This window comes from Streptomyces albipurpureus (assembly GCF_023701525.1).
In the GTDB taxonomy this organism is placed as follows: Bacteria; Actinomycetota; Actinomycetes; order Streptomycetales; family Streptomycetaceae; genus Streptomyces; species Streptomyces albipurpureus.
Genome location: NZ_JAMQAW010000028.1, coordinates 70,203 through 88,391 on the forward strand (window position 1 = coordinate 70,203; position 18,189 = coordinate 88,391).

At 68.2% G+C, this 18,189-nt stretch carries 17 protein-coding genes and 1 pseudogene; 8 read left to right on the plus strand and 10 right to left on the minus strand.

The window, feature by feature from the left end; all coding sequences use genetic code 11:
- Positions 1 to 171 precede the first annotated feature (171 nt).
- Positions 172 to 1,533 (plus strand): glutamine synthetase family protein, encoded by a 1,362-nt coding sequence (locus tag NBG84_RS22475; protein WP_250921358.1) that lies wholly within the window; start codon positions 172 to 174, stop codon positions 1,531 to 1,533.
- 306 nt (positions 1,534 to 1,839) lie between these two features.
- Entirely contained in the window at positions 1,840 to 2,049 is a 210-nt protein-coding gene (locus NBG84_RS22480; protein ID WP_250921359.1) for an antitoxin, read from the plus strand.
- A 429-nt stretch (positions 2,050 to 2,478) separates the two neighbouring features.
- On the opposite strand, the gene NBG84_RS22485 is transcribed toward NBG84_RS22480, so the two are convergent.
- Positions 2,479 to 2,910, minus strand: a complete 432-nt coding sequence (locus NBG84_RS22485) for a VOC family protein (protein ID WP_250921360.1) — start codon at positions 2,908 to 2,910, stop codon at positions 2,479 to 2,481.
- Between the two features lie 75 nt (positions 2,911 to 2,985).
- Positions 2,986 to 3,510, minus strand: a complete 525-nt coding sequence (locus NBG84_RS22490; RefSeq protein WP_250921361.1) for a pyridoxamine 5'-phosphate oxidase family protein — start codon at positions 3,508 to 3,510, stop codon at positions 2,986 to 2,988.
- A gap of 233 nt (positions 3,511 to 3,743) precedes the next feature.
- Between NBG84_RS22490 and NBG84_RS22495 the strand changes: the two genes are divergently transcribed.
- Together NBG84_RS22495 and NBG84_RS22500 are read left to right on the plus strand one after the other, a co-directional pair.
- Complete coding sequence (locus NBG84_RS22495; protein ID WP_250921362.1) at positions 3,744 to 6,734, plus strand: bifunctional [glutamine synthetase] adenylyltransferase/[glutamine synthetase]-adenylyl-L-tyrosine phosphorylase; 2,991 nt, start codon at positions 3,744 to 3,746, stop codon at positions 6,732 to 6,734.
- A gap of 361 nt (positions 6,735 to 7,095) precedes the next feature.
- Positions 7,096 to 7,299: a hypothetical protein gene (locus tag NBG84_RS22500; RefSeq protein WP_250921363.1), complete on the plus strand. Its 204-nt coding sequence runs from the start codon at positions 7,096 to 7,098 to the stop codon at positions 7,297 to 7,299.
- Between the two features lie 146 nt (positions 7,300 to 7,445).
- Here NBG84_RS22500 and NBG84_RS22505 read toward each other — a convergent pair whose 3' ends face one another.
- Positions 7,446 to 8,051, minus strand: a complete 606-nt coding sequence (locus tag NBG84_RS22505; protein WP_250921364.1) for a TetR/AcrR family transcriptional regulator — start codon at positions 8,049 to 8,051, stop codon at positions 7,446 to 7,448.
- A gap of 166 nt (positions 8,052 to 8,217) precedes the next feature.
- On the opposite strand from NBG84_RS22505, the gene NBG84_RS22510 reads away from it, so the two are divergent.
- Both NBG84_RS22510 and NBG84_RS22515 read left to right on the plus strand, forming a co-directional pair.
- Positions 8,218 to 9,789, plus strand: a complete 1,572-nt coding sequence (locus tag NBG84_RS22510; RefSeq protein ID WP_250921365.1) for an amidohydrolase — start codon at positions 8,218 to 8,220, stop codon at positions 9,787 to 9,789.
- Positions 9,790 to 10,035: 246 nt separating this feature from the next.
- Positions 10,036 to 10,242, plus strand: a pseudogene (locus tag NBG84_RS22515) (CGNR zinc finger domain-containing protein); the annotation flags it as partial.
- Between the two features lie 159 nt (positions 10,243 to 10,401).
- On the opposite strand, the gene NBG84_RS22520 reads toward NBG84_RS22515, so the two are convergent.
- The 3 genes from NBG84_RS22520 to NBG84_RS22530 form a co-directional block, all read right to left on the minus strand.
- Complete coding sequence (locus NBG84_RS22520) at positions 10,402 to 10,617, minus strand: DUF397 domain-containing protein (protein ID WP_250921366.1); 216 nt, start codon at positions 10,615 to 10,617, stop codon at positions 10,402 to 10,404.
- Between the two features lie 146 nt (positions 10,618 to 10,763).
- The gene (locus NBG84_RS22525; protein ID WP_250921367.1) at positions 10,764 to 10,979 is read right to left on the minus strand and encodes a DUF397 domain-containing protein; all 216 of its coding nucleotides are present in this window, start codon (positions 10,977 to 10,979) and stop codon (positions 10,764 to 10,766) included.
- Positions 10,976 to 11,827: a helix-turn-helix domain-containing protein gene (locus NBG84_RS22530; protein ID WP_250921368.1), complete on the minus strand. Its 852-nt coding sequence runs from the start codon at positions 11,825 to 11,827 to the stop codon at positions 10,976 to 10,978. Before NBG84_RS22530 ends, NBG84_RS22525 begins: the two co-directional genes overlap by 4 nt.
- Positions 11,828 to 12,306: 479 nt before the next feature.
- Between NBG84_RS22530 and NBG84_RS22535 the strand changes: the two genes are divergently transcribed.
- Both NBG84_RS22535 and NBG84_RS22540 read left to right on the plus strand, forming a co-directional pair.
- The gene (locus tag NBG84_RS22535) at positions 12,307 to 12,528 is read left to right on the plus strand and encodes a hypothetical protein (protein WP_250921369.1); all 222 of its coding nucleotides are present in this window, start codon (positions 12,307 to 12,309) and stop codon (positions 12,526 to 12,528) included.
- Entirely contained in the window at positions 12,528 to 12,806 is a 279-nt protein-coding gene (locus tag NBG84_RS22540) for a hypothetical protein (RefSeq protein ID WP_250921370.1), read from the plus strand. The genes NBG84_RS22535 and NBG84_RS22540 overlap by 1 nt, the downstream gene beginning before the upstream one ends.
- 361 nt (positions 12,807 to 13,167) lie before the next feature.
- Here the strand turns inward: NBG84_RS22540 and NBG84_RS22545 are convergent, their stop codons facing one another.
- The 4 genes from NBG84_RS22545 to NBG84_RS22565 all read right to left on the minus strand — a co-directional run bounded on the left by NBG84_RS22545 (position 13,168) and on the right by NBG84_RS22565 (position 18,124).
- On the minus strand, positions 13,168 to 13,839 hold the full coding sequence (locus NBG84_RS22545; protein WP_308312104.1) for a UTRA domain-containing protein: 672 nt from the start codon (positions 13,837 to 13,839) through the stop codon (positions 13,168 to 13,170).
- Between the two features lie 39 nt (positions 13,840 to 13,878).
- Positions 13,879 to 14,766, minus strand: a complete 888-nt coding sequence (locus NBG84_RS22550) for a phosphatase PAP2 family protein (RefSeq protein WP_250921372.1) — start codon at positions 14,764 to 14,766, stop codon at positions 13,879 to 13,881.
- 278 nt (positions 14,767 to 15,044) lie between these two features.
- Positions 15,045 to 16,643, minus strand: coding sequence for a glycoside hydrolase family 13 protein (locus NBG84_RS22555; RefSeq protein WP_250921373.1), 1,599 nt, complete (start codon positions 16,641 to 16,643; stop codon positions 15,045 to 15,047).
- A gap of 638 nt (positions 16,644 to 17,281) precedes the next feature.
- A complete protein-coding gene (locus tag NBG84_RS22565; RefSeq protein ID WP_250921374.1) occupies positions 17,282 to 18,124 on the minus strand; it encodes a TetR/AcrR family transcriptional regulator in 843 nt (280 codons plus the stop codon).
- Between the last annotated feature and the right edge of the window lie 65 nt (positions 18,125 to 18,189).

Here is an 18,189-nt window from a genome sequence, read left to right on the forward strand (position 1 = left end):
GGCTGGAACAGCGGGCGACAGGCCCCGGAGGCCTCAGGGTCGTCCTGAGGTGACCTCTGACCCACAATGGGGCTCAGTGCTGGTGCGCAATGTGCCGGAAACCCATGGGTGGGATGCTCGCGGGAGCGGACGGCTTGACCAGCAATAAGTGGGTGGAAGGATTGGGTGGCAATGGATAAGCAGCAGGAGTTTGTGCTCCGCACGCTGGAGGAGCGCGACATCCGCTTTGTGCGTCTGTGGTTCACCGACGTGCTCGGCTTCCTCAAGTCGGTCGCGGTGGCCCCCGCCGAGCTTGAGCAGGCATTCGACGAGGGCATCGGCTTCGACGGGTCCGCGATCGAGGGCTTCGCCCGGGTGTACGAATCCGACATGATCGCGAAGCCGGACCCGGGCACCTTCCAGATCCTGCCCTGGCGCGCGGAGGCGCCCGGTACGGCCCGGATGTTCTGCGACATCCTGATGCCCGACGGGTCGCCGTCCTTCGCCGACCCGCGCTACGTACTGAAACGGATGCTCGCCAAGACCTCCGATCTGGGCTTCACCTTCTACACCCACCCGGAGATCGAGTTCTTCCTGTTGAAGGACAAGCCGCTGGACGGCAGCCGCCCGGTTCCCGCCGACAACTCCGGGTACTTCGACCACACCCCGCAGAACGTGGGGATGGACTTCCGCCGTCAGGCGATCACCATGCTGGAGTCGATGGGCATCTCGGTGGAGTTCAGCCACCACGAGGGCGCACCGGGCCAGCAGGAGATCGATCTGCGGTACGCGGACGCGCTCTCCACCGCCGACAACATCATGACCTTCCGGCTGGTGATGAAGCAGGTGGCGCTGGAGCAGGGCGTTCAGGCGACCTTTATGCCGAAACCGTTCAGTGAGTACCCGGGGTCCGGAATGCACACCCATCTCTCCCTTTTCGAGGGGGACCGGAACGCGTTCTACGAGTCGGGTTCGGAGTACCAACTCTCCAAGGTGGGGCGGTCCTTCATCGCCGGCCTGCTGAAGCACGCCGCTGAGATCTCCGCCGTCACCAACCAGTGGGTCAACTCCTACAAGCGCATCTGGGGCGGCTCGGCCCGTAGCGCGGGTGCCGGCGGCGAAGCGCCCTCGTACATCTGCTGGGGCCACAACAACCGCTCCGCGCTGATCCGGGTACCGATGTACAAGCCGGGCAAGACGGGCTCATCGCGGGTGGAGGTGCGTTCCATCGACTCGGGTGCGAACCCCTATCTGACGTACGCCGTTCTGCTGGCGGCCGGGCTGAAGGGCATCGAAGAGGGCTATGAGCTGCCGCCCGGTGCCGATGACGATGTCTGGGCGCTGTCGGACGGGGAACGGCGGGCGATGGGCATCGAGCCACTGCCGCAGAACCTCGGTGAGGCGATCGCGCTGATGGAGCGCAGTGAGCTGGTGGCCGAGACGCTGGGGGAGCATGTCTTCGACTTCTTCCTGCGCAACAAGAAGCAGGAGTGGGAGGAGTACCGCTCCGAGGTGACCGCCTTTGAGCTGCGGAAGATGATGCCGGTGCTGTGAGCGCGGCTCACGGCGGCTTGCGATGGCTTCGGGCCAGTGGCGATATGCCGCTGGTCCGAAGCCTTTTCGCCGCTCAGGGGCGGCCCGTGGGCCGCTGCCGGGACCGTTTCGGCGAGTTCCTTCCGCGCAGGGCGCCGGTGAGGCTGCCGAAGGCTGTTCTGCTGTCCTCCCCGGTCGGGACATGACCACCAAGAGGTCGGAATCCGTCCTCGTGGTGGTCCGCTGGGTCTGCGCCGGGATGCGGACCCAGGGATACGCGGTGACCCTGGAGGAGTGGGGGGATGTGAGGGAAGAAGGGATGACCCCATGTCCGTGCTGGACAAGCTCAAGAACATGCTCAAGGGCCATGAGTCCCAAGTGGACAAGGGCGTCGACAAGGCGGGCGACAAGGTCGACGACAGGACCCAGGGCAAGTACACCGGTCAGGTGGACACGGCCCAGGACAAGCTCAAGGGCCAGTACGGCTCCGGCGGCACATCGGGCACGGGGCAGCCCCCCGGGCCCCCGCAGAGCTGACACCCTCAGCAGGTCCTCACACGGGAGTCTTCACGCGGACTCTCCGCACGGGAGTCTTCGTGCGGGAGTCCTCGTGCGGCAGGATCGGCGCGCTCTGAACCTGCCGCGCGCTGAACCTGCCGTGCTCTGAACCTGCCGTGCTCTGAACCTCTCCGACGCACCAGCCGCGCGGGCCCCAGCGGTCGGGGCGGTAACCCCTGGTGTCCCGTCCGGCGGATCACGGCGCAGGGAAAATGGATTGATCGTTGATCGGGCACACATGGTGCACTGCCGCTCATGGCGACACTTCCCGTATGGAGGGGCGGAGTACGACCCGCTCGGCCGCTCGGATCAGCGGCAGGCGCCTGGCACTGGTGGGACCCAGGTCCCACCAGTGCCAGGCGCCTGTGACCGGGGCCAGCCCCGACCCGATAGGGCGACCAAGATCTCTCAGCGTTCCGACAGCGGTGACGGGGCCTGCTGGATGGCCCAGCCGTTGCCGTCCGGGTCCTTGAAGAAGAGGAAGGAGTTCCACTCCCCGCCCGGCCCCTCCTCCCAACCTCTCTCGCCGACGTGCTGGATCTCGCTGACATCCACCGCGTTCTCCAGAAGTGCCGCCCGGGCACCCGCCAGATCGGTCACACAGAGCTGTAGCCCCTGGAGTGAGCCGGGTGCCATGGCGCCCTGCCCGGGAGCGAGCGGGAAACCGCTCATCAGGGCGATCGAGCAGCGGGAGCCCGGTGGGGTCAGCTGGATGATCCGCACACCGGGCGCCACCTCCTGGTCCAGGTCGAGTCTGAAGCCGCAGGCCTCCGCGTAGAACTCCTTGGAGCGGTCCAGATCCGTCGCCGGGACCGTGACGACCTCAAGTGTCAACTCCATGAACGGGACTTCCTTCCTAGCGATCTGATCTCTCCAGCCCCGAGGGTTGGTATGAGCCGGTACAGCCGCAGAGGATCACTCCTGCCCAAACCGCCAGCGCGTCATCCCATACGGACCCTTGGCGAACCCGAACGCGGTACGCGGCTCCACCCGGAAGACCAGCGCCGGGCCGCCCTGGCCGACGAACGCCCCGTCCCGGACCTCGAAGGTCCAGTCGGCGCCGTACTTCTGTGTGTAGGCGGCGGCCAACGAACGCAGTCGCGCATCGTCGGTCACCCGGTCCGCGGTGCCCTCGACCACCAGGTCACAACCCCCGTGGAGGGAGTTCACACCGGTGGTGAGCACCACTTCCCCGTTCACGGCGATGTTCTTCGCCTTGCGCTCGTCCTCACCGGTGCAGAAGTTCAGCCCGCCGTCATGCCAGACCGCGATCAGCGGTGTGACATGGGGTCGGCCATCGGGCCGGACCGTCGACAGCCAGAAGACCTCTGCCGCCGTCAGCAGCTCAACGGCCTCGGACCAGTCCTCAGCTGCCGCCTTGTCCTCGCTGAAACGGGTGATCAGCTGGGTCAGTGGGGGAGGGGATGCGGAGTCGACCATGGCGCTCGGTCCTCTCGTGCTCGGTGCGGCGCAACGTTTCGCCGCAGTCGGAGGTCGCAATGCGGGCTGCAAGGGAGACTGCCTCCGCGGCCCATACTCATCGCTCGGGCGTGGACCACAGGGGACCGCCGCGCACTGGTGCGGCTAGTCTCAGGTCCGGACCTTGATCGCGGCCTGATACGAGCGCCGGGTATGAGGCGAGCGCGGGGCGAGCGCGGAATGGAGACGGCAGGATGACGGCGGTGCCGGGGCGCAGAAGCAGTACCTTCACTCGGCTGCTACGGCAAGGATTCACCGACCCCGCCGCCGCCGAAGTACTGCTGGCGCTGCCCGCCATGGCACCCGTGCGGGATGACTCGGTGCTGCTGGACGCCCTCGGAGCCGCCGCCGACCCCGATCTGGCACTGCGCGGTCTCGTCCGGCTGGTGGAAGCGCAGGACCCGGAGGAACCGCGTGTCTTCCTCGACACCCTCGTCGCCGCCAAACCGCTCCGCGACCGCCTTCTCGGCGTCCTCGGCGCGTCCGAGGCGCTCGGGGACCATCTGGCGCGCCACCCCGGTGACTGGCGGGTTCTCGCCACCTATGAGTCGACCGATCTCCACCCCGGGGTACCGGAGTTCGAGGAGTGCCTGGCCGATGCCACCGACCCCGAGTCCCTACGGGTCGACTACCGTCGCTGCCTGCTCGCCATCGCCGCCCGGGATGTGTGCGGACTGACCGATGTGGCGCAGACCGCCGCCGAACTGGCCGACCTCGCCACCGCGACCCTCCGGGCCGCCCTCGCCATCGCCCAGGCGGCGGCCCCCGACGACGCGGCTCGCTGCCGGCTCGCCATCATCGCCCTCGGCAAGTGCGGCGGCCATGAGCTGAACTACGTCTCCGACGTCGATGTCGTCTTCGTCGCCGAACCCTTCGGCGGCGCCGATGAGAACAGCGCGATCCAGGCCGCCACCCGGCTCGCCTCCCATCTCATGCGGATCTGCTCCGAGACCACCGTCGAGGGCACCATCTGGCCGGTCGACGCCAATCTGCGCCCCGAAGGGCGCAACGGACCGCTGGTACGCACCCTCTCCAGCCATCTGGCCTACTACCAGCGGTGGGCGAAGACATGGGAGTTCCAGGCCCTGCTGAAGGCCCGTCCGGTCGCCGGTGACTCCGCCCTGGGCCAGGAGTACATCGACGCCGTCTCCCCGCTGGTGTGGCAGGCCGCCGAGCGGGAGAACTTCGTCGCCGACGTCCAGAAGATGCGCCGCCGGGTCATCGACAACATCCCCGCCGCCGAAGTGGAGCGAGAGCTCAAGCTCGGCCCCGGCGGGCTGCGGGACGTCGAGTTCGCCGTACAGCTACTCCAACTGGTCCATGGCCGCGCTGACAACACCCTGCACAGCGGCAGCACCCTGGAGGCCCTGCACGCACTCGCCGAAGGCGGCTACGTCGGCCGGGTGGACGCCGCCCAACTCGACGACGCCTACCGCTTCCTCCGCGCCATGGAACACCGCATCCAGCTCTACCGGCTGCGCCGCACCCATCTCGTCCCGGAGGCCGAGGAAGACCTACGGCGCCTCGGCCGTTCCCTGGGGCTGCGGGTCGATCCGGTCGCCGAGCTCAACCGCTCCTGGCGACGGCACGCCGCCGTGGTACGACGCCTCCACGAGAAGCTGTTCTACCGGCCGCTCCTCGACGCCGTGGCCCAACTCGCCTCCGGTGAGACCCGGCTGAGCACCAAGGCGGCCGGACAGCGCCTGGAAGCACTCGGTTACGCCGACCCGTCCGCCGCGCTGCGCCATCTGGAGGCGCTGGCCTCCGGAGTCAGCCGCAAGGCCGCGATCCAGCGGACCCTGCTGCCGGTGCTGCTGGGCTGGTTCGCCGACTCCGCCGACCCGGACGCGGGACTGCTCGGCTTCCGCAAGGTCTCCGACGCGCTGGGCAAGACCCCCTGGTACCTGCGGCTGCTCCGGGACGAGGGCGCCGCGGCGGAGAACCTCGCCCGGGTCCTCTCGGCCGGACGTCTCGCCCCCGATCTGCTGCTGCGAGCCCCGGAGGCCGTGGCCATCCTCGGCAACCCCGGCGGTCTCGACCCACGGCGCAGGGACCATCTGGAACCGGAGATCCTGGCGGCGGTCGGCCGCGCGGTGACCGCCGAGGACGCCGTTGTCGCGGCTCGTGGCGTGCGCCGCCGGGAGCTGTTCCGTACCGCGGCGGCCGATCTGATCGGCTCGTACGGCACCGAGGAGAGCCCCGCCGAGGCCGACCCCGGCGCCCTGGTCGACCGGGTCGGCCTGGCGATCACGGATCTCAACGCGGCCACCATCGCCGGTGCCCTGCGGGCCGCCGTGCGCGAGCGCTGGGGCGATGAGCTGCCGACCCGGTTCGCCGTGATCGGCATGGGCCGCTTCGGCGGGCGGGAGTTGGCCTACGGCTCCGACGCGGATGTGCTCTTCGTCCATCAGCCGCGCGAGGGCGTGGACGAGCAGGAGGCGGCCAAGGCGGCGAACACCGTGGTCACCGAGATGCGCCGACTGCTCCAGGTACCGACCGCCGACCCACCACTGCTGATCGACGCCGATCTGCGGCCGGAGGGCAAGAGCGGCCCGCTGGTCCGCACCCTGGCGTCGTACGAGGCCTACTACCGGCGCTGGGCGCTGGGGTGGGAGAGCCAGGCGCTGCTCCGGGCGGAGCCGATGGCGGGCGACCCGGAGCTGGGCGCGCGCTTCATCGATCTGATCGACCCGCTGCGCTACCCGGTGGAGGGGCTCGGGGACGACGCGGTACGGGAGATCCGCCGGCTCAAGGCCCGGATGGAGTCCGAACGCCTCCCGCGCGGCGCGGACGCCACCCTCCACACCAAGCTCGGGCGGGGTGGACTCAGCGATGTGGAGTGGACCGTCCAGCTCATCCAGATGCAGCACGCCTGGAGGGAGCCCGGTCTGCGCACCACCCGTACCCGGCCCGCCCTGGCCGCGGCCCAGCACGCCGGCCTGATCGGCACCGAGGAGGCGCAGATCCTGGACGAGGCCTGGGTGCTGGCGACCCGGGTCCGCAACGGAGTGATGCTGGTACGCGGCCGGGCGGGGGACACCTTCCCGTCGGACGGCAGGGAACTGGCCGCGGTGGGAAGGTACTTGGGGTACGAGCCCGGCCATGTCGGCGACATGCTGGATGACTACCGCCGCACCACCCGCCGGGCCCGAGCGGTGATGGAGACACTGTTCTACGGGGCGTGAGAAACCCGTCTGCGAACGTCAGGCGAGACCCGGCGACCACCGTGGAGGAGGACGGATGGAAACCACCGGGCCCGGGTCTTGAGGCGCTGGTCTCCGCCAGCGGGGTCCCGGTGGACAGGGAGGGTGACGAGGACCTCTCCGTTGTTCCGGTGACGGTCTCGCGCGAGGCCTACCAGATCATCCGCGAGGGGCTGACGAACGCCCGGCGCCACTGCGACGGCACCCCGGTGCTTGTCTGGCTCGGCCTGCGCGACGCCTGGAAGGACGACCGCAGGACCGGTGGATGGTCGTTGCGCTGGAGCCCGGGGAAGACGGATGGCCAGCGGCGCCGAGGTGCTGGAGACCAGGATGGAGAATCAGGATGGAGAATCTGGTGGCCACGGACTCCACGGGCACGACCCGGCGCGTCGGCCGTGGGCTGCCCGAGATCACCGACCGGGCCGCGCTGCTCGGCGGCCGAGCCGAAGCCGGTTTCGTCTCCACCGCCCTTGGGGAAGGGGTCTGGCGCCTGCTGGTCCTACTGCCGGTGGACGGCCGCTCCAGCAAGCACCAAGGCCAGCGCTGACCGGGTGCCGGCAGCGGCGCTGCCAGCGCTCTCCCCGCCGTACTGGCGTCATGGGCTCAACCTCTCCCTGACGGAGCCGCGGGCGCGCCGAGTGGCACGGTGGGTACGAGAACCGAGGTCGATCGGGTGGGGCCGCCCTGCGGGGACTACGCCTCCAGCAGCCGCCGAAAACGCTCCACACACGCACCCAGCGCCAACTCGAACGCCGCGTCCGTCTGGCCAGGTGGCACCGCGGCCAATGCCTCGGCCAGTGCGGGAGTACTCGCCTCGTCGGTCAACTCCCACATCGACTCGGGAGCCGCCAAGTCCAGCGCGGAGCCCAGCACCACGTTCTCCACGGCGATGATCACCGTCATCACATCCCGGAGGGCGAACCCGGCCTCCAGCAGTGCCCCCACCGCCCGCTCGTACCCCTCCAGCACCTTGGGCGCGCGCACCGGCGAGCCCGCCAGCAGCGGGATCGCCCGGGGGTGGGCGGCGAAGGCGGCCCGATAGGAGCGGGCCCAGCCCGCCAGGGCCTCGTCCCAGGGCAGCAGCATCAGCACCGAGGTGTCGATGGCGCCGGCCACGCGCTCCCGCACCAGTTCGATGATGCCGTCGCGCCCCTCCACATGGTGGTAGATCGAGCCCGTCTGCACCCCGAGCTTCCGGGCGATCCCCGGCACGCTGAACTCACCCTGGGCATCGACGAGTTCCAGGGCGGCCGTGGTGATGCGCTCCCGGTCGATCAGTGGTGTGCGCGGCCGTCCCATGTCTGCGATCTCCCCGTTGTCATTTTCCTGAACCCAGGGCGGTCTCTTCCCTGAACCCCATGGCAGAGGCTACATTGCCAAAACCGAAAGCCTTTAGGTTTACGGTTGTCATCCGTACCTCCGGGGCCTGCGATATCCACACCGACCCTCAGCACAGGAGTGAGTAGTGTCCGCAGCCGACATCATCCTGACCGGCGCCAACGTCCACACCCTGGACCCGGCCCGCCCCCATGCCACCGCCGTGGCCGTCAAGGACGGGAGCGTCATCGCGGTCGGCGATGAGCGCGACGTACGGGACCGGCGCGGCCCGGCCACCGAACTGGTGGACCTCGCCGGGGCGACCCTCACCCCCGGACTCACCGACGCCCACAGCCACCCCGTATGGGGTCTGGAACTCACCACGGGCACCGACCTCACCGGTATCGCCGACTTCCCCAGCCTGCTCGCCGCACTGCGGAGCGCCCCACGGGTCAATGGCTGGGTCATGGGCTACAGCCTCGATCACAACGCCTTCGAAGGCCGTCCGATGCACTACGGGCTGATCGAGGAGGCACTGCGCGGCGCGCATGGATATCTGCGGCTCTACGACGGCCACTCCGCCCTGGTCAGCGAGAGCGTGCTGCGGATGGCGGGGATCGACGGCCCGCGCACCTTTGACCAGCGGGCCGAGGTGGTGTGCGACGCCGAAGGGCGGCCCACCGGCCATTTGAACGAGCACGCCGCGATGGATCTGGTCTCCCCGGTGCTGATGTCCGCCCCGGCTGCCGAGCGCGGCACCCGACTGATGGAACTGCTCTCCTCGATGGCCGCGACGGGACTCACCTCGGCCCATGTGATGGACCTCGGCAGGGACGCCTTCGAACTGCTGGCGGCCGTCGAGTCGGAGACCGACCTACCGATACGGCTGCGCTTCGCCCCCTGGTGCATGCCCGGGGCCACCGATGACGACCTGGCCGAACTGATCGCACTCCAGCGGGTGCGGGGCCGCCGCTGGCAGGTCGGCGGAGTGAAGCTCTTCATGGACGGCACGGTCGAGGGCGGCACGGCCTGGCTGGAGCACGCCGACTGCCACGGCCAGGGCACGGACGCCTTCTGGCCGGACCCCCACGCGTACAGCGCTGCCGTACGCCAGCTGCACGAGGCCGGTGTCCCGACCGCGACTCACGCCATCGGCGATGCCGCGGTACGGCATGTGCTCGACACGGTGGAGTCGCTGGGGGCGGGCGGTCCGCGCCATCGGATCGAGCACATCGAGACGATTCCCGACGACCAGATCCCCCGCTTCGCCCGACTCGGGGTGGTCGCCTCGATGCAGCCGCCGCACACGGCGTTCACCCGTGCCGATCACACCGACGACTGGTCGCAGCGTCTCGGCGATGTACGGGCCTCCCGGGCCTGGCGCTGCCGTGACCTACGGGACGCCGGTGCGGTGCTGGCGCTCGGCTCCGACTGGCCGATCGCCCACTTCGACGCCCGCCAGGTCCTGGCCATGGCCCGCACCCCCAAGGGCGCGGCGGTCCGGGGCACCGGACTGACAGGCCTGATGGCACTGGAGGGCATGACCAGCCAGGCCGCCTTCGCGGCCGGTGAGGATCATGTGACGGGCCAGATCGCCGTCGGCTACCGCGCGGACCTCACGGCCTTCGGCCTCGACCCGATCGCGGCCCCGGCGGATGAGGTCGCCGAGGCCCCGGTGGCGCTGACGATGACGGCGGGGCGGATCGTGTTCCGGGGCTAGAGCCCCGAGCGCCCCGAGTGCCGCTGGGTCTGACCGTATCCGGGTTACGTATCCGGGTTACGGGAGACCCAGCGTGGTGTTCTGGGCGTGGGGAGTGGTCAGGCCGCCGCGCGGAGTTCGCTCGCGGTGACGATCCGCAGAAACGCGGGGATGGTGGCCGCGATGGCGGCGGCGAAGACGAGGAAGGCGATCTGCGTCCCGAACCACTCGGCCAGAACGCCGATCAAGCCCGCTCCCACCGGCATCCCACTCGCCACCATCGCCATCGCCTGGAGCGAACTACTGATCACCGGCGAAGCGGTCCGCCTCAAACGCTGCGCCGAACACGCCTGCGCCTGGGTCTTCCGGGACGTCTCCAGGAACCGCAGCCGCCGCTGGTGCTCCATGCGCGTCTGCGGCAACCGCACCAAGGCCCGCCGCTACGCGGCCAAGCAGGCGACAGGGGCCGAGTAGAGCCATCCGGGTCTGCATCTGGAACGGCGCAGGGTCCCCGAGGGGTCACTCAGCGCGGCTTGAGGGCTGAGAACGCCCCGCCGTGGTTCCTTGGTTCAAGGGTGGTGGCGGGGCTTTCGGTGGTGCGGTGTGTTGCGCTGTGCGTGTTGTGTCGGTTGGTCAGGCAGTGCCGAGCTCTCCGGCCTTGACGCCTGCTGTGAAGGAGGTGAAGGCGTTGACGGGGAGGTTCAGTACGGGTCCGCTGGGGTTCTTGGAGTCGCGGACGGGGATGGTGCCGGTTGTGGTCGCGTGTGCGGGGGCCCACTCGACGCAGGAACCGCCATTGTTGCTGTAGGAGGATTTGACCCAATGCAGGTTCTTGGGCTCAGTTGTCACGGGGTGCCCTTTCCTGGCTGGTCGGTCATGGTCGTGGTCTGCCCTGGGGGTTGAGAAAGCCCCGCCGTGGTGTTCCTTGGGTTCAAGGGTGGTGGCGGGGCTTTCGGTGGTGCGGTGTGTTGCGCTGTACGTGTTGTGTCGGTAGGTCAGGCAGTGCTGAACTTCCCGGCCTTGACGCCTGCTGTGAAGGAGGTGAAGGCGTTGACGGGGAGGTTCAGTACGGGTCCGCTGGGGTTCTTGGAGTCGCGGACGGGGATGGTGCCGGTTGTGGTCGCGTGTGCGGGGGCCCACTCGACGCAGGTACCGCCATTGTTGCTGTAGGAGGATTTGACCCAATGCAGGTTCTTGGGCTCAGTTATCACAGGGTGCCCTTTCGTAGCTGGTGGATCATGTCCACGGACGCTGTCTGCGACAGTGATACGGCCTGGAGTTGATGGTAGGCCCTCACCAACGGCAGTACGGAAGTGAGCGCCCGGTCCAGATGCCCTTGTGTCTGGGACTCCACGTAGGCGAGTAAGGACCGGTCCGACAGGGTCAGCAGATTCACCGATCGGTCGAATGGCCGGTGTTCACCGATGGAGTAGGGAGCGATCTGAAGCATGGTGTTCGGTTGTTCCGCGAACTCCATCAGCCATGCCAACTGGGCGTCCATCGCAGCAGTACCGCCGATGGGTCGGCGGACACAGCTTTCATCCAGTACCGCGATCACCATGGGCGGTTGAGGGCGTACCAACGCGGCTTGACGCTCTATGAGGAACGAGACGCGTTCATCGGCCTGTTCACGGGTGATGACTCCCCGCTTGATGGCGCTATCGGCTAGCGCCTGCGCATACTCCCGTGTCTGAAGTAGGCCAGGAATCAGGCCCGACTCAAACAGCCGGATCTCTGCCGCGAGGGCCTCCTGCCCCAGGTACTCCGGGAAACCCTCCAGTAACGACCCGCGCCGGAGCTGGCTCCAGGCGCGTTCGAACGACGCGGTGGTGTCGGTGTACCCAAGAGCGGTATCTAAGCTCCGCGAAAATTGAAGAGTTGGCGGCTTACGGCCAGTTTCAATCGCGGAGATATGCCTGCCGGAGTAGCCAACCAGCGCGGCAAGATCGTCTTGCTTCCAGCCGCGTGTCTCGCGGGTGCTGCGTACGCGTGCACCGAAGGCGGCTTGCGGACTGGCGTCCGGGTTCAGTTCCTTGCGGTTTACCAAGGTGCTCTCCATGTCTGCAACGTTGAAGACGGGCCCGACTCTAGGACACGCTGACTCCGCTTGGTAGTGGAAGCGCTACAGAGAGGAGCGATGGTGCCGAGGAAGAATATTCACCTAACTGGGCGGAACTACCAATTCCCCCTAGTCGCTGGGGCGCTCGCCAAGAACGTCGGCTGTTTCGCCGGCCCGATGCCTCGGTTACCTGCCAACGGTCCGTGTTGGGTTGGGGTAACGCTCACCCCGATCGACGGATGGCCCCCGGTGACCCGTGCGTTCCTGCTGCGGCTGAGGGGCGCGCTCACCTCGTACCGAGATCGATCGAGCACACAGAACAACGAACCCCCGATGCCCTCACCCGCCCCTGGGTGCCGCGTCTGTAGCGCGCATATGCGCCTCGCCGCGCACTCGCTCATCACCGGCAGTGTCAGTCAGTCCCGGCATTGCGCCGATGTGATCGCCAGGCACCCCCATCGGATCGCGAGGGCGATGTGATGGGTCAGGAGTTCGCGATCGGGGCTGTGGTGCGTGACGCCGATGCCAAAAGGGTGGGGGAGGTCATGGACTACTTCACCGGAATCTATTTCCTGCGGCCTCTCGGCGGTGGGCAGGAGTGGAGTGTGGGCGGCGAGAGTCTCAGTCTCTGGACGCGGGCCGATCAGCTCAGTGCGGCCGTGGCCACGGTCAACGCCACCAGCCGTCGGGGAGAGCTGTGATGGGAATGGTCCGGCGCTTTCGGCAGCTGATCTGGACGCTCACGCTCCTTGCGGACGACGGGGTTTCCGTGCATGTCGCCTGTGTCTCGGGGGAGCCCGGGTGCGGGGCGGACCCGGAGGGCGCGGAAGATCTCAGCGTTGATGACGCTGAGGCATGGACGGAGTACCACTTCCGGCGCACCGGCCATCGTCGCTACCTGTTCGTCCACTGCTCCACCAAGCAGTGGGACCCACCGGCGGATGTCGACCCCCGAACGATCGAGGGGGTGACCACATGAAGAAGACGCGCACCTACTGCCCGGGGGTCCTCTTCCTGGGAATCACCTTGTCCCTGGTGTTGCTGTTTCTGCTGGTGAGATACCAGCCCTGAGAGCGTCCACCCCCTGAATACCCGGCCAATCGAATGCAGCGGGATTATCAAGCGGGGTGGCGACAAGGGCCCGTCCGACCAAGCCCGGACAGCGACGGTCGGGCGGGCCCACCCCATCTCTCCTGACCGGTGCCGCTCCCTGTCAGGGGACACGGGGGCGACATGCGGTCAGCCCCCGGGCCCCGGTCGACTCAGCCCCCGACGACCGGGGCCACCAACGGGACGGTCATTCTGGAGTGAACCCGTACCGGTCCGGTGGGTGGGCACTCTCATCCGATTCTGATGTCGTACTGGAGTCGCCGACGGTTGGCCGGCATGATCATGATGTCCACCTGGATCGGCTTGTTGTCCCGGTCCAGCGTGGTGCGCACCACTTGCAGGACAGGTTCATCATCGCTGGCACACAGCGACTCACGTTCATGGTGATGGGGCATTCGGGCGCTGATGTCCTCGCGCGCACGTGCGGCGATGTACCCCAGGCCCGCGAGATACGTCACCGCTCCACCGGGGATCTTGGCTGTCTCCGCCAGCCGTGTATCCCGGGCGATGTCGGCTGGGTAGTAGGTGTCCGTCAGCTCGCACGGTCGGCCGTCGAGAAGCATCAGACGACGGCGGATGATGATCATGTCGTTCTCGCCGATGCCAAGCCGTTCGGACACTTCCTGTGGCGCGGGAGCTTCACCAGCGTGCAGGATGCGCTGGCTGCCTCGGCGGCCCTGGGCTGCGGTTTCCGCGGCCCAGGCGTCTGTCTGCCCCTTCGCTCGTGGAGTGAGGTACGGAATCGAGGTACTGATCCACTCGCCTGTGCCCACAGAGTCCCCCTGCGCCGATGGCGATCTACCATTCGGTCCCGGCCAGACTTCGGGGCGAGGGCTGCACCTCGTGTACCCCGGACCCCGGAAGCCCCGCCGGGCGGTCGGCTTCCCGGCCAGGCCCTGCATGAGGGACCCCGCTCCCGGAAGTCGTGGCTGCCCGGAAGGCTACGCCTCCGCCTCCGCCGACCTCAGTCGCTTGGGCTCCCGCTCCCGATCCCGTACCGGGAGCTTGGGCAGCTGGTGGGGTAGCGCTCGGTACCAGGCGTATGACAGGGCGAAACCGAATGCCAGGCACAGCATTCCGCCCACCGCGTCCAGCCAGAAGTGGTTCGCCGTCGCCACGATCACGACCAGGGTCGCCACCGGATAGAGCAGGCCGAGGATCTTCGCCCAGGGCGCGGACGCCACCGCGAAGATGATCAAGCCGCACCAGAGGGACCAGCCGATGTGCATCGACGGCATCGCCGCGTACTGGTTGGACATGTTCTTCAGGTCGCCCGAGGCCATCGAGCCCCAGGTCTGATGGACCAGGACGGTGTCGATGAAGTTCTGGCCGTTCATCAACCGGGGCGGAGCGAGTGGATACAGGTAGTAACCGACCAGGGCCACACCCGTGGTGGCGAAGAGGACCAGACGGGCGGCGGCGTAGCGGCCGGGGTGCCAGCGGTAGAGCCATACCAGCACGCCTATGGTCACGATGAAGTGCAGCGTGGCGTAGTAGTAGTTCATCCCCACGATCAGCCATGTCACCGAGTTCACGGCATGGTTGACCGACTCCTCGAACGCCAGGCCCATCGCCTTCTGGGCATCCCAGATCCAGTCGGCGTTCTTCAGCGCCTGGGTCTTCTGCTCCGGGACCGCGTTGCGGATCAGCGAGTACGTCCAGTAGCTCACGGCGATGAGCAGGATTTCGAACCAGATGCGGGGGCGGCGTGGAGATCGCAGCTCGCGAAAGCGGGCAGAACGAGAACGCGGCGCTGGCGCATCCTCCTCCACCATGGGTGGCGGGGTGGCCTTCTGGCCTTCCAGAGTCTTCACGGTCGCTTCACCCATGGGACGAGAGTCTGCCAGATGTGCGCCCACCCATCGATCATCCCTCGGTCCCGTTCGAGGCGCACCCGCTCCACCTTACGAACGATCTGACCGTGCCTGTTGGCTCAGGGTCGAACCCGGGACGGCCTTCGGGACCCGGGGGGTTCGCATCCTCGAAGTGCCAGCTCAGACGGGCGGACTCGGACACGATACGTGGCGTTGGCCATGATCGTCCATCGGTCGTGGTCGCCTCGGGGCCGACTCGTCGGGGGCCGAGCGGCCCGTGTCCCCTCAGAGCGCTAGGCCGCCCACCACACACAGCTCTCTCCCGGAAGTCTCACCACGCCCTCATGGATCTCCAGCGCCGTCGATGAGAGCACCGGCCGACCAGGAGCGGACAGTGTGAGCTCCCGCTCCAAGGTGTTCAGGGTGCAGACGAACCCGGGGCGAGCGAACACCAGCACTCCCTCCGGTCCCACAAGCCACTCCAGTGCGCCATCACCCAGGCCGGGCAGCTGTCGGCGCAGGGCGATCGCCGAGCGGTAGAGCTCCAGAGTGGAGTCCGGGTTACCGCGTTGCGCCGCCACGGAGAGCGACTTCCAGCTCTCCGGTTGCGGCAGCCAGCTACCACCGGGCCCAAAGCCATAAGGAGCGGAGTCGCCCGACCAGGGAAGGGGCACCCGGCAGCCGTCGCGAAGCCCCTCCTGGCCGTCGCCCCGGAAGAAGGCCGGGTCCTGCCGGAGGGAGTCCGGGACATCCACCTCCGGCAGTCCCAGCTCCTCTCCCTGATAGACATACGCGGACCCGGGGAGCGCCAGGGTGAGCAGGGCCGCGGCCCGAGCCCTGCGCAGTCCCCGCTCGCCGTCTCCGTAGCGGGTGGTGTGGCGCACGACATCATGATTGGAGAGCACCCAGGTGGTGGTCGCACCCACCGAGGTGGTCGCGGCGAGTGATTCATCGATGACTCGGCGCATCGCAGCCGCGTCCCAGGCGCAGGTCAGAAACTGGAAGTTGAACGCCTGGTGCAGTTCGTCGGGTCGCACATAGAGCGCGAGCCGTTCCGCAGACGGGGCCCAGGCCTCGGCGACGCCGATGCGCTCACCGTCGTAGCTGTCCAGGAGCCGGCGCCAGGAGCGATGGATCTCATGGACGCCGTCCTGGTCGAAGAACGGCAGTACCTGCGCGCCGATCATCTTGGCCTGCTCCCGCTGCCCGATGTCCGGCATCCCCGCTGCCTTGATCATTCCGTGGGCGACATCGATACGGAATCCATCGATGCCCAGGTCCAGCCAGAACCGCAGGATCGACTCGAATTCCGTGTGTACCGCGGGGTGCTCCCAATTGAGATCGGGCTGCTGGGACGCGAAGAGATGGAGGTACCAGTCGCCCGCGGCCGTACGGGTCCACGCCGGGCCGCCGAAGACGGACTCCCAGTCATTGGGCGGCAGTTCGCCGTTCGTACCGCGGCCGGGGCGGAAGTGGTACCGGTCGCGCTCGTCCCCTCCGGCGAGGGCGGCCTGGAACCAGGTGTGTTGGTCGGACGTGTGGTTCGGCACGATGTCCACGATCACCCGCAGCCCCAGCCGGTGGGCCTCGCGCACCAGGCTGTCCGCGTCGGCGAGGTCACCGAAGAGCGGGTCGACAGCGCGGTAGTCGGCCACGTCATAGCCGCCGTCGGCCTGGGGTGATCGATAGAAGGGGGTGAGCCAGACGGCGTCCACGCCCAGTTCCGCGAGATGGGGCAGCCGGGCGCGGGCGCCCTGGAGATCGCCGATCCCATCGCCGTCGCTGTCGGCGAAGGACCGTACGTACACCTGGTAGATGACGGCGTCCCGCCACCAGCCCGCCGGGTGTGGGGCGGGCTGGCCGGCGCGGGTGGGAGCGAGCTCCTGGGTCATGGGGTTCCCTTGTGAGTATGAGTACGGCGTCACACATGCCGTGGTTGCCGACACGCACGGGGGATGTTTTCCCCTCATCTCCGGGTCAACGCGCTCCGGCGTTCGCGGATACGAGATGACCCCCGCCATCGGGGTCTTGCGCGGGGCGTGCGAAATTCCGCGTCAGCGCCGTCGGGTGCGGTCGTGAGCCGGTCCCGCTCCCCGACCCTCCGCTGAGGGGAGTGCGGGGCCACTAGCCGGGGAAGGGGCGGGCCTGTTGGCGGGTGCCACGCGCTCATCGGGGCTCAAGGGAATCGCTCGCATCGAGTCGCGTCCGGCGGATGAAGCGGAGAACGCTGTGACAGTCATACTCGGAGCATCGCTGGCTGGTGTGCGCAGAATCGACGAACACCACGACACTTCGCACCTGGCGACCACACTCGGTGACCGCAAGTCCCCCGGCGCCGCTTGACCTTACCGCTGGCGGCAGGGTTGAACGATGGCCGGCCTGGAAAGCAGCACCGCGCCCCAGATCAGCAGGATCGTCGTCGTCACCGGGGCCGGCACCGGGATCGGCCGGGCCACCGCCCGCGCCTTTGCCCCCGTGGCCGCACACGGTGACCACCGGATGCCCTCACCGAGCGATACGCGACAGCCGACTACGCGAGGTCGCCAGCTTCATGCCCCTTGCGGGGCGCCGGAACCTTCGGCTTGATCGCTTCCTCGGACAGCGACTCCACGGCGGGCGATACCGTCGGCTCCGGCGTCGGGGCGGTGGCCGAGGAAGCCAGGGGTTCGGCAGCGGAGGAAGTAGCGGGGGCCAAGGCCAGTAGTCGGACCAGCAGGTCTCCGAACGGCCCCTGGCCCGGCTCGTTCGCGAGCATCCCGCTGACGACGCCGGCCATGTCCTCGTCGTACGCCGCACTCACCGCGCAGAGCGCCGCGAAGTCATGCACCAACTGCAACTCCAGCTCCGTGCGCGGGACATCGCGCCCGTCCAGCCAGAGCAGTGCGGTCGATTCGGCGAGCGCCACCCAGGAACGGACCACCAGGGTCAGCCGCACCGGTGGGTTCTCGATCTCCAGATGGGCCATGATCTGGTCGTAGGCGGCCTGCCGGACCTCGTCGATCATCGCGTTGGTCGTGGTCGAGCCGACCGCCGGGCCACCGCGCATCAGCGCGGAGAATCCGGGTCCGTGGTGGTCGACGAAGTCGAAGAAGCGGCCCATCACCCGCAGCAGCCGTGCTCCGAGCGGGCCTTCGTGCGGCTCGTTGAACCGAGCCGCCAACTCATCGGCCGCGCGGCGCAGAGCCGCCTCGTACAGACTCTGCTTGCCGGGGAAGTAGTGGTAGACCAGCGGCCGGGAGATGCCGGCCGCGGCGGCGATCTCATCGATCGAGACATCGTCGGGGGAGCGCGAGCTGAACAGCTCCAACGCGACGCCGATCAACTGCTGCCTACGCTCGTCGACGCCCATCCTGCGGCGAACCCCGGTGGTCATGCGAACACCCTACCGACTGTCATCCGCGCACTTGTTCTATAGGTTGCCCTCATGGCTGCTCGGCA

What these genes read in the sequence shown, in the direction of transcription:
- NBG84_RS22475 (WP_250921358.1), top strand. Translation starts at nt 172, where the DNA reads ATGGATAAGCAGCAGGAGTTTGTGCTCCGCACGCTGGAGGAGCGCGAC.
- NBG84_RS22480 (WP_250921359.1), top strand. Translation starts at nt 1,840, where the DNA reads ATGTCCGTGCTGGACAAGCTCAAGAACATGCTCAAGGGCCATGAGTCC.
- NBG84_RS22485 (WP_250921360.1), bottom strand. Translation starts at nt 2,910, where the DNA reads ATGGAGTTGACACTTGAGGTCGTCACGGTCCCGGCGACGGATCTGGAC.
- NBG84_RS22490 (WP_250921361.1), bottom strand. Translation starts at nt 3,510, where the DNA reads ATGGTCGACTCCGCATCCCCTCCCCCACTGACCCAGCTGATCACCCGT.
- NBG84_RS22495 (WP_250921362.1), top strand. Translation starts at nt 3,744, where the DNA reads ATGACGGCGGTGCCGGGGCGCAGAAGCAGTACCTTCACTCGGCTGCTA.
- NBG84_RS22500 (WP_250921363.1), top strand. Translation starts at nt 7,096, where the DNA reads ATGGAGAATCTGGTGGCCACGGACTCCACGGGCACGACCCGGCGCGTC.
- NBG84_RS22505 (WP_250921364.1), bottom strand. Translation starts at nt 8,051, where the DNA reads ATGGGACGGCCGCGCACACCACTGATCGACCGGGAGCGCATCACCACG.
- NBG84_RS22530 (WP_250921368.1), bottom strand. Translation starts at nt 11,827, where the DNA reads ATGGAGAGCACCTTGGTAAACCGCAAGGAACTGAACCCGGACGCCAGT.
- NBG84_RS22535 (WP_250921369.1), top strand. Translation starts at nt 12,307, where the DNA reads ATGGGTCAGGAGTTCGCGATCGGGGCTGTGGTGCGTGACGCCGATGCC.
- NBG84_RS22540 (WP_250921370.1), top strand. Translation starts at nt 12,528, where the DNA reads ATGGGAATGGTCCGGCGCTTTCGGCAGCTGATCTGGACGCTCACGCTC.
- NBG84_RS22545 (WP_308312104.1), bottom strand. Translation starts at nt 13,839, where the DNA reads ATGCAGGGCCTGGCCGGGAAGCCGACCGCCCGGCGGGGCTTCCGGGGT.
- NBG84_RS22550 (WP_250921372.1), bottom strand. Translation starts at nt 14,766, where the DNA reads ATGGGTGAAGCGACCGTGAAGACTCTGGAAGGCCAGAAGGCCACCCCG.
- NBG84_RS22555 (WP_250921373.1), bottom strand. Translation starts at nt 16,643, where the DNA reads ATGACCCAGGAGCTCGCTCCCACCCGCGCCGGCCAGCCCGCCCCACAC.
- NBG84_RS22565 (WP_250921374.1), bottom strand. Translation starts at nt 18,124, where the DNA reads ATGACCACCGGGGTTCGCCGCAGGATGGGCGTCGACGAGCGTAGGCAG.